This is a genomic window from Xanthobacter sp. BG11Y11_SDJG (genome assembly GCF_057364445.1).
The window spans coordinates 1-2,232 of record NZ_JBNFNU010000545.1 but is presented as its reverse complement, the minus strand read 5'-3'; the positions used below and the strand labels follow the sequence as shown (position 1 = coordinate 2,232).

Annotated in this window: 2 protein-coding genes; one reads left to right on the top strand and one right to left on the bottom strand. The window is 71.8% G+C overall.

Annotated elements, in window-relative coordinates; all coding sequences use genetic code 11:
• Positions 1–188 (bottom strand): hypothetical protein (locus AC2W7M_RS24180; RefSeq protein ID WP_486135542.1); only part of this gene is annotated, 188 nt, incomplete at its 3' end.
• Positions 189–592: 404 nt separating this feature from the next.
• On the opposite strand from AC2W7M_RS24180, the gene zwf reads away from it, so the two are divergent.
• The gene (gene zwf / locus AC2W7M_RS24175) at positions 593–2,068 is read left to right on the top strand and encodes a glucose-6-phosphate dehydrogenase (RefSeq protein WP_486135540.1); all 1,476 of its coding nucleotides are present in this window, start codon (positions 593–595) and stop codon (positions 2,066–2,068) included.
• Positions 2,069–2,232 lie beyond the last annotated feature (164 nt).

Sequence of the window (2,232 nt, the reverse complement as noted above, 5' to 3'; positions counted from 1 at the left end):
GCCGCGCCCTCAGCCAAGGCGGCAACATCGCGCCGCTGGGCCTCCGCCACCTGATCGGCCGGCGGCGCCCACACCAGATCACCGCCGCCACCGTCGCCCGCATCGAGGCAGGCGCCAAGGTCGGCGACGCCTTGCGGCGGCAGGATCATCATCAGGCGTGCGCCGGGCGGCGGCAGAGGGGCGCTCATGGGTACGATCGGTCGGCCAAGAAACGGGCAAAGCGGGGCGCGACGCAGCCTCGCCCCAAGGGAGCGCGACCTTAGCCCCTGCCCCCCGCAAAGGAAACCGCGTCGGCGCGCCCCTGCGGCGCGGCTGTTGCAGCGCGACACGGCAGCCAAATCGATTTAGAATTGATCTCCCGCCGACCGTCGGCGGACGGAAAGCGGTGCGGAGGCGAAGCGCGGCCGGTGCGGCGGTCCGGTCCCAGCGGCCATCACGCCGTTCGCGGAACGTCCGGCGGCGAGCGGCATTGCCCCCTTGCAGGCGCCCTGTTGCAGGCGCCGCCGATTGACGGCACATGGCGGCGGTTCGCGGGGGACGGCGGAGCACCGCCGGTCGGGCGCAAGGACAGGGCACGGGACAGGAGACGGGAATGGTCGCGCGGGTGATTGCGGTGGAGCCCTTCGACATCGTCGTGTTCGGGGCGACCGGGGACCTCGCCCGGCGCAAGCTCCTGCCCGCCCTCTACGAGCGCGACCGCGCCGGCCAGCTCCCCGACGCCTGCCGCATCTTCGGCGTCTCGCGCCGCCCCATGGAACGCGCCGCCTTCGAGGCGTTCGCCCGCGAGGCGGTGGAGGACCGCGACGGCATCGAGGAGAGCGCCCCCGGCGATCTCGCCCGCTTCCTGAAGCGGCTCGATTATGTGGCGGTGGACGCGGTGTCGGACGCCGGCTGGGACGATCTCGCCGCGCGCCTTAAGGAGGACGAAGACCGGGTGCGGGTGTTCTATCTCGCGGTCGGCCCGGACCTGTTCGACGACATCTGTGCCCGCATCGGCGCCCACGGGCTCGTCACCCCGCTCACCCGCGTGGTGGTGGAGAAGCCGGTGGGCAAGGACCTCGCCTCGGCGCGCAAGGTGAACGCCGCCGTCGGCCGGGTCTTCCCCGAGGAAGCGGTGTTCCGCATCGACCACTATCTCGGCAAGGAGACGGTGCAGAACCTGATGGCGCTGCGCTTCGCCAATGCCTTGTTCGAGCCGATCTGGAACAACGCCCACGTGGACCATGTGCAGATCACGGTGGCCGAGAGCCTCGGCACCGCCGGCCGCGCCGGCTATTACGACACCGCCGGCGCGCTGCGCGACATGGTGCAGAACCACATCCTCCAATTGCTGTGCCTGGTCGCCATGGAGCCGCCGGTGTCGCTCGACGCCGATGCGGTGCGCGACGAGAAGCTGAAGGTGCTCAAAGCCCTCGTTCCCATCGACGAAAAGACCGCCGGCCAGCTCACCGTGCGCGGCCAGTACCGCGCCGGCGCCTCGGCGGGCGGGGCGGTGCCCGGCTATCTGGAGGAACTGGGCGCCGGGACCTCCGGCACCGAGACCTTCGTGGCGCTGAAGGCGGAGATCGCCAACTGGCGCTGGTCGGGGGTGCCGTTCTATCTGCGCACCGGCAAGCGGCTGGCGAGCCGCGTCTCGGAGATCGTCATCCAGTTCCGCCCCATCCCGCACTCGGTGTTCGACGGGCAGGCCGGGCCGATCATGGCCAACCGCCTGGTCATCCGCCTGCAGCCGGACGAGGGCGTGAAGCTCTGGATCATGATCAAGGACCCCGGCCCCGGCGGCATGCGGCTCCAGCATGTGCCGCTCGACATGAGCTTCGCCAGCGTGTTCGGCGTGCGCAACCCCGATGCCTATGAGCGCCTCCTGATGGACGTGGTGCGCGGCAACCAGACGCTGTTCATGCGCCGCGACGAGGTGGAGGCGGCCTGGCGCTGGGTCGACCCGATCCTGGAGGCGTGGCGCAATTCCCGCGAGGCGCCGAAGCCCTACACCGCCGGCACCTGGGGGCCGTCCGCCGCCATCGCGCTGATCGAGCGCGACGGGCGCACCTGGGCCGACGACGCCTGATCCCGGCCATGGAAGAGCCCGCTTTGCCCTACGCGCTCGCGGCCTATGACGACCGCGCCGCGCTTGCCCGCGCTCTCGCCGCCCATGTGGCGCAGGCGCTGCTTGCCCGCACGGCGCGGGACGCGCGGCGAGCCTCGCCGTCTCCGGCGGGCGCACGCCCGGCC

Bases quoted from the DNA above. Each gene is read 5' to 3' on its own strand.
- zwf (WP_486135540.1), top strand. From the start codon at position 593: ATGGTCGCGCGGGTGATTGCGGTGGAGCCCTTCGACATCGTCGTGTTC.